Origin of the sequence: Arenimonas sp. (assembly GCF_044348765.1) — a bacterium.
Taxonomy (GTDB): domain Bacteria; phylum Pseudomonadota; class Gammaproteobacteria; order Xanthomonadales; family Xanthomonadaceae; genus Arenimonas.
On the sequence record NZ_JBIKSE010000018.1, the window covers coordinates 25,871 to 33,451 of the forward strand.

Sequence of the window (7,581 nt, forward strand, 5' to 3'; positions counted from 1 at the left end):
ATTTCGCGGTATTCAGTTTGATTGCTCGAGACGCGCGATTTCAGCGGCACGAGCGGCCAGGATGAACGCCGAGGCCCGCTCCATACCCATGTCTTCGATATCGGAAATCTCATCGGCCGCCAGTTCAGCCAGATCATCCGGCGTGGAAACCCCCCGCTCGGCCAATGCATAGGCGATGCTTTCACTCATACCGTCCATTGCCAGAAGCTCATCCGTCGGCTTATGCTCTTCGATTTCCTCTTCGGCGGCCAGGGCCTCGTTTAGCAGGGCGTCACGGGCGCGGGCGCGCAGTTCTTCGACGATATCCTCATCAAAGCCCTCAACGGCGAGAAGTTCGGCAGCCGGCACATAGGCGATTTCTTCAACGGTGTTGAACCCCTCGGAAACCAGGATTCCGGCAATTTCTTCGTCGACTTCCAGTTTTTCCACGAACATGGCACGTGCAACGGCCTGTTCGGCCTCGCTCTTTGCAGAGACCTGATCCTGGGTCATCACATTCAATTGCCAGCCGGTTAGGCGGCTGGCCAGACGCACGTTTTGGCCACCCTTGCCGATGGCCTGCGCCAACTTATCTTCGGCCACGGCGATATCCATCGAATGCTTGTCTTCATCGACGATAATCGACTGTACTTCGGCTGGCGCCATGGCGTTGATGACGAATTGTGCCGGGTTTTCGGACCACAGTACGATATCGACACGTTCACCGTTGAGCTCGTTGGATACGGCCTGCACGCGTGAACCACGCATGCCGATACAGGCACCGATCGGGTCGGTACGGTGGTCATGGGCGAGCACGGCGATCTTGGCACGGTCACCCGAGTCGCGGGCGGCGCCCTTGATTTCGACCAGTCCTTGGCCCACTTCCGGAACTTCGAGCTTGAACAGCTCAATCATGAATTCCGGCGCGATACGCGAAATGATCAGCTGCGGACCGCGGGTTTCGGCACGAGTTTCGGCCAGATAGCCGCGAACGCGGTCACCCGGACGCAGGACATCGCGCGGAATTGCCTTGTCTTTCGGAATAATCGCTTCGGCATTGCCGCCGAGATCGACATAAACGTTACCGCGTTCGGCGCGCTTGACGACGCCGTTGACCAGTTCACCGACACGGTCGTTCCATTGCTCCAGAACCAGTGCACGCTCGGCTTCGCGGACACGCTGCACGATGACCTGTTTGGCGGCCTGGGCGGCGATGCGCCCGAACTCGGGGTTCTCGACCGGTTGTTCGACGAAGTCGCCGACTTCGGCGCCTTCCATCTCGTCGACGGCGTCCATCAGACGAATCATGCGATCGGGCGACTCCATAATCACATCGTCGGCGATGACTTCCCAGCGCCGGAAGGTTTCATAGGTTCCGTCCTTGGGGTTGATCGCGACGCGGATTGACACATCTTCGTCGTGGAAGCGCTTTTTGGCAGCCGAGGCCAACGCCGATTCCATCGCCTGGATGATGACCTGGCGGTCGACGCCTTTTTCGTTAGCGACCGCTTCCATGACCAATAAAAGTTCTTTACTCACAATCCAACTCCGTATCCTTCGGCTGTGCCGAAATTAGTCGAAAATCACAATTTCTTGGGCGCCGGCTTTCTGCGCCCGCCTTTGGGTTCAGCCACCAGACCCAGCGCCACGAGATCCGGCACCAGCCTGGCTTTATCCACGTTACCGATGGTGACCGTGAATTCACGGCCATCCACATCCAACACTATCCCGGACTCGCCGACCGAAAGCACTTTGCCTTGCAACCGCCGCCGCCCTTCCTGCGGAAGACTCAAACTGATTTTGACCTGCTCGCCGATCTGCCGCGCAAACTGCGCAAGCGTAAACAGCGGCCGGTCGATGCCCGGCGAAGACACCTCCAAGGTGTACTGCGAGGCGATCGGATCGTTGACGTCAAGGTTGGCCGATACTTCCCGACTGACCGCCTCGCAATCCTCGATACTGACCAAACGTTCCCGCGCATCGATGTAAAGACGCAATAAAGCATTGCCGCTCGCGGGCGAAAACTCCACGCCTAGCAATTCAAGTCCCAAACCGCGAACGGTTGGTTCCAATAATACCTTCAATTCCAAGGCCTTACCGGTCATTGCCATGATGTCATCTCCCTGCGCCGTGCGATGTCGCTAATAAAAAAGGGCCTGACGGCCCTTTTCCGGTACTTCCTAGTTCCGGCGTCCAAAGCACAAGTTCGCCTCGAACTAGCCCCGCAAACGGCCTTGGCCCTCTGCGTCAAACTGGTAGCGGGGGCAGGATTTGAACCTACGACCTTCGGGTTATGAGCCCGACGAGCTGCCAGACTGCTCCACCCCGCATCAGTGAACCGGTATTATAGCGGATTTGCCCTCTCCGGCACAAGTCCCGCGTCAAGCGGCCGGAAACGCCTTGAGACACCAGGACAGGATGGCATTGGAGAACACCCCAAGGACCAGAAGCGCCGAAGCGTTAAGCACAAACGCCACCTGCAGGTGGTGGTCGGGATTGATGCGGTTGGCCTCACTATCCGGCTTCTCGAAGAACATGACACGGATCAGCTTCAGGTAGTAGAACGCGCCAATCACGGCACAGATTACGGCCAGAATCGCAAGCCACTGGTAGCCGGCATTCAAAGCGGAAACGATGACCTGCAGCTTCGCGAAGAAACCAAGGAACGGCGGCACCCCGGCCAGTGACGCCACCACGAACAGGATAAGAAAGGCAAAACCCGGATGCTTGATCCATAGGCCACGGAACCCATCGATATCATCGGCATCGTAACCGGCATGACTCAGCAGAATCAGGGAGCCGAAGGCCGCCACTGCGGTAATGGCATAGCTGATGGCATAGAACATCGCGGCAGCATAGCCGCTGGCATCGGCACTGAGCAGACCAAGGAACAGAAAGCCAACGTGTGAAATGGTCGAATAGGCCAGAAGACGCTTGAAGCTGGACTGTACCAATGCCATCAAATTACCCAACAGCAAGGACAGGGCCGACAGAATGGCAATCAACGGCACCCAGTCCGCCATGCTGTTTCCCGCCGCCGACTCAAGCAGACGGTAAGCCATCGCGAAGACCGCCATTTTCGGAGCCGAGGCGATATAGGTGGTGACAGCAGTAGGTGCACCCTGATAGACGTCGGGTAACCACATATGGAATGGTGCCGCACCGAATTTGAAGGCGATCCCTGCAACGATAAAGACCACCCCAAGCTTGAACATCATAGGCGAAGCCGTAGTGCTGGATGCTGCATAAATGACATCGAATTGCAGGCTTCCGGTTGCACCATAAACCATGGACATGCCATATAGCAGCAGACCGGAGGCAATGGCACCAAGCACGAAATACTTGATGGCCGCTTCCGATACCAGCGGATTGTCACGGTCAAACGCGACCAGGCCGTACGAGCTCAGCGCCAGCAGTTCAAGGCCGAGATAAAGCACGGTGAGGTTGCCGGCCGAAATCATCAGCATCATGCCCAGCACACCAAAAAGCGCCAACGCATAGAATTCCGATTTGAACAGGCCACGCTCAATCAGATAGGGCTTGGCGTAGATGAATGCCAGCGCAGTTACCGCGTAGGTCCCAATTTTCAGCACATCACCGGCGACATCATGGATGAACATGCCACCGAAGGCTGTGGTTGTGACCGACACCATATCACGCACAGTCAGCAGAATCGCTGCAACAAGTACCGCCACTGCCAGGAAGTGGATTAACGGCCGGCGTTTGGCGTCGATGAACAAATCGAGCATCAGCAGCGCGAAGGCCGAGCAGCAGATGAATATTTCCGGCAGAATGGCATTCAGGTCGGCTGCGGAGATCATGGGGATGGTCATTGCCGGTTCCTCAAAGCTTGGTTTGCACGATGTGATCGACCAATGCTGCAATCGGCGCATCCATCAGATCGACAAGAGGTTTCGGATAGACGCCGAGGGCAAGAACACCGGCGGCGAACAGGCCAAGTATCCAGGCCTCGCGGGCATTGATATCGCTCAACTCGGCGACATGGTGGTTGCCGATTTCGCCGAACACCACGCGCTTGACCATCCACAAGGTATAGGCGGCGCCCAGAATCAGCGTGAATGCGGCGAAGAAGGCGATCAATGGATGCGACTGGAACGCGGCAAGAATGACCATGAACTCGCCGACGAAACCGCTGGTTCCCGGCAGGCCGGCATTGGCCATGGCGAACAGCACGAAGAATCCCGCGAACCACGGCATGGTATTGATCACGCCGCCGTAATCCTTGATCATGCGGCTGTGCATGCGGTCATACAGGATGCCGACGCAGCTGAACATGGCGCCTGAAATGAAACCGTGTGAAATCATCTGCACCATCCCGCCCTGCAGGCTAAGGCGGGCACCCTCGAGGTTACCGTCTTCGCGCACCATGGCGAACACGATAAAGCTGGCAAGTGTCACGAAACCCATATGCGCAATCGATGAATAGGCAATCAGTTTCTTCATATCTTCTTGCACAAGAGCAACAAAACCGATGTAAACCACGGCAATCAAGGACAATAGAATGACCAGCCAGGCCCATTCGGTGGATGCGTCCGGCACGATCGGCAGACTGAAACGCAGGAATCCATAGCCGCCAATCTTCAGCATGATTGCGGCCAGTATGACCGACCCGCCGGTGGGAGCCTCGACGTGCGCATCCGGAAGCCAGGTATGCACCGGCACCATCGGTACCTTGACCGAGAACGCCGCCAGGAACGCAAAGAACAGCCACATCTGTTCGGTCGCGCTCAAAGGCAGATCGGCCCAGGTAGCCAGATCGAAACTTCCGGACTTGTTATAGAGGTAGACCAGCCCGATCAGCATGAACACCGAACCTAGGAAGGTATACAGGAAGAATTTGATGCTGGCATAGATACGACGGGGACCACCCCAGATGCCGATGATGATAAACATCGGAATCAGCATGCCCTCGAAGAAGATATAGAAAAGCACGGCATCGAGCGCGCAGAATACTCCCACCATCAGCCCTTCGAGCACCAGCATGGCGGCGAAATACTGATGGGTGCGGTTTTCGATTGAACTCCACGACCCCATAAGAACCAGCACGGTGGTAAAGGTCGTCAGCAGAATGAGTGCGACCGAAATGCCGTCGACGCCTAGACTGTAGTTGATATTGAATCCAGGCAACCACGGCAACTGCTCACCGAACTGCATCGCCGCGGTTGACTGATCGAGACCGAAATACAGTTTGATGCTGAGCAGAAATGTGGCGATGGTGACCAGCAGTGCGAAGACTTTCGCGCTACCGATACGTCGATCACCGAGCAGGAAGGTAATCAAGCCGCCGAGCATTGGAAGCCAGATGAGTGTGCTGAGTAGCGGCAGGTGGGTGCCCATACGTGTAATCCTTGTCTTTAACCAGCAAACATATGACTTGCAATGGCCAGCATTGCAATCAAACCGACGATCATGGCGAGAGCGTAGGTGGTCAGATGTCCGGTCTGGGTGCCGCGGACGGCCCGGGCGATGCGACCAACCAGCTTCGCCGTACCATTAACCATCACGCCGTCTATCAGACCGGCATCGATGTATTTCCAGGCCTTGCCACCGAGAGCAATGCTACCGCCGGCAAATCCCTTGACCCAAAGATCATCGAAACCGTACTTGTTTTCCAGAATGCGGATCGGAAGCGCGAAAATCTTCTGCGCACGCTCGGCAATTCGGATATTGAACAGGTAGATATAGGTCGCCAGAGCGAAGCCCGACAGGGCTAGCCAGAATGCCGGCATCTGCATGCCGTGCAGGGCAAATGCAAAAGGTCCATGGAATTCCTCGCCCAGAACCTTGATAACATCGTTCTGCGGCAGCACTTCGATGGCGCCGGCAAAGAAGCTGCCGAACAACATCGGACCGATAGTGAAGAACCCGATAAATATCGAGGGAATCGCCAGCAGAATCAACGGAACCGTAACCACCCAGGGCGATTCATGCGGCAGACCACCGTTGCCGTGATGCGCATCATGTGGGTCATTATCATGCATCGAATGCACTTCATTGCCATGGATTTCATGGGGTTCGGAATGATGCGGGTCGCCGGCATGGGTATCAAACCGTTCTTTGCCGTGGAAAGTTAGGTATAGCAGACGAAAACTATAGAAGCTGGTCACGATTACACCGAGCATGACCGCCCAGTAGGCGTAGGTATTGATCCAATGACCGCCATGTGCGGCATGCGCGGCTGCCTCGATGATGGTGTCTTTTGAATAGAAGCCTGAGAAGAAGGGGGTACCGACCAGTGCCAGGGTTCCGATCAGACTGGTCCAATAAGTGATTGGCATGTACTTCTTCAGGCCACCCATCTTGCGCATATCCTGTTCGTGATGCATGCCAATGATGACCGAGCCGGCAGCCAGGAACAGCAATGCCTTGAAGAATGCATGCGTCATCAGATGGAAAACCGCTGCAGAGTAAGCGGAAACTCCGAGCGCAACGGTCATGTAGCCGAGCTGGGACAGCGTGGAATAGGCAACCACCCGCTTGATGTCATTCTGGATGATGCCGATCAGCCCCGTGAACAGGGCCGTGGTCGCACCGATGAACAATACGAAATGCAATGCGGTCGGACTGAGCTCGAAAATTGGCGACATGCGTGCAACCATGAAAATACCGGCTGTCACCATGGTGGCTGCGTGAATCAGCGCTGAAATCGGGGTCGGACCTTCCATCGAGTCCGGCAGCCACACATGTAGCGGAACCTGCGCTGATTTACCCATGGCGCCGATGAACAGACTTATGGCGATGAACGTAATCGCTGAAACTTCCCAAGCCGAGAAGGCATATCCGAATACCGTGAAAGCAGGGATCAGTTCGATGGCTGCTTGCGAAATACCGTTGATCCGCGTGAACGCCTGAGCGTAGTCGAGCGTACCGGTGAAATAGACTACCCCGCATATACCAAGCAGGAATCCGAAGTCGCCGACACGGTTGACCAGGAACGCCTTCAGATTAGCGAAGATGGCCGTCGGACGCTTGTACCAGAAACCGATGAGCAGATAAGAAACCAGACCCACTGCTTCCCATCCGAAGAACAGCTGTAAAAAGTTATTGCTCATCACCAGCATGAGCATCGAGAAGGTGAATAGCGAGATGTAGCTGAAGAAACGCTGGTATCCCGGATCATCCTGCATGTAGCCGATGGTATAGACATGCACCAACAGCGACACAAAAGTCACCACCACCATCATCATTGCGGTCAGGCGGTCGACCATGAAGCCGACATGCGCGGAAAACCGACCGCTTTCGAAGAAGGTGTAAAGATTCTGGTTGAATGGCAGGGCTGATTCATAGAGGAACTGTCCCAGTACGAATATGGACAGCCCGCAGCTGAGTGCAACCAGGGCGATGGTGGCGCTGTGGGCGCCTTTGCGTCCGATCTGGCGACCGAACAGACCGGCCAAGGCGGCGCCGAGCAAAGGAGCCAATGCAATGATGAGCAGCATGGTTTGGGACAGCTGGGTGGGTTCAGTCAACATCGCATCAACCTTTCAGAGAATCCAATTCGGCCACATTGATGGTGCGGCGGTTGCGGAATAGTGTGACCAGAATGGCCAGACCGATGGCGGCTTCGGCTGCGGCCACGGT

General features: G+C 56.0%; 6 protein-coding genes and 1 tRNA gene. All 7 read right to left on the minus strand.

Features of this window, described 5'->3' with window-relative positions; genetic code table 11:
* Positions 1 to 12 precede the first annotated feature (12 nt).
* Entirely contained in the window at positions 13 to 1,518 is a 1,506-nt protein-coding gene (nusA, locus tag ACIQ0Q_RS04630; protein ID WP_395771783.1) for a transcription termination factor NusA, read from the minus strand.
* A 44-nt stretch (positions 1,519 to 1,562) separates the two neighbouring features.
* Entirely contained in the window at positions 1,563 to 2,084 is a 522-nt protein-coding gene (gene rimP / locus ACIQ0Q_RS04635; protein WP_395771787.1) for a ribosome maturation factor RimP, read from the minus strand.
* 148 nt (positions 2,085 to 2,232) lie between these two features.
* Positions 2,233 to 2,309, minus strand: a tRNA-Met gene (locus ACIQ0Q_RS04640).
* 51 nt (positions 2,310 to 2,360) lie between these two features.
* Positions 2,361 to 3,812 carry an NADH-quinone oxidoreductase subunit NuoN gene (nuoN, locus tag ACIQ0Q_RS04645; protein ID WP_395771784.1) on the minus strand — a complete coding sequence of 484 codons (1,452 nt, stop codon included), beginning with the start codon at positions 3,810 to 3,812 and terminating at the stop codon, positions 2,361 to 2,363.
* Between the two features lie 10 nt (positions 3,813 to 3,822).
* Positions 3,823 to 5,337 carry an NADH-quinone oxidoreductase subunit M gene (locus ACIQ0Q_RS04650; protein WP_395771785.1) on the minus strand — a complete coding sequence of 505 codons (1,515 nt, stop codon included), beginning with the start codon at positions 5,335 to 5,337 and terminating at the stop codon, positions 3,823 to 3,825.
* Positions 5,338 to 5,354: 17 nt separating this feature from the next.
* Entirely contained in the window at positions 5,355 to 7,472 is a 2,118-nt protein-coding gene (nuoL, locus tag ACIQ0Q_RS04655; RefSeq protein WP_395771786.1) for an NADH-quinone oxidoreductase subunit L, read from the minus strand.
* Positions 7,473 to 7,476: 4 nt separating this feature from the next.
* A partial coding sequence (locus tag ACIQ0Q_RS04660; RefSeq protein ID WP_395771788.1) for an NADH-quinone oxidoreductase subunit K occupies positions 7,477 to 7,581 on the minus strand: 105 nt, incomplete at its 5' end.

Coding starts and splice junctions, on each gene's coding strand:
- rimP (WP_395771787.1), bottom strand. CDS start 2,084: ATGACCGGTAAGGCCTTGGAATTGAAGGTATTATTGGAACCAACCGTT.
- nuoN (WP_395771784.1), bottom strand. CDS start 3,812: ATGACCATCCCCATGATCTCCGCAGCCGACCTGAATGCCATTCTGCCG.
- ACIQ0Q_RS04650 (WP_395771785.1), bottom strand. CDS start 5,337: ATGGGCACCCACCTGCCGCTACTCAGCACACTCATCTGGCTTCCAATG.
- nuoL (WP_395771786.1), bottom strand. CDS start 7,472: ATGTTGACTGAACCCACCCAGCTGTCCCAAACCATGCTGCTCATCATT.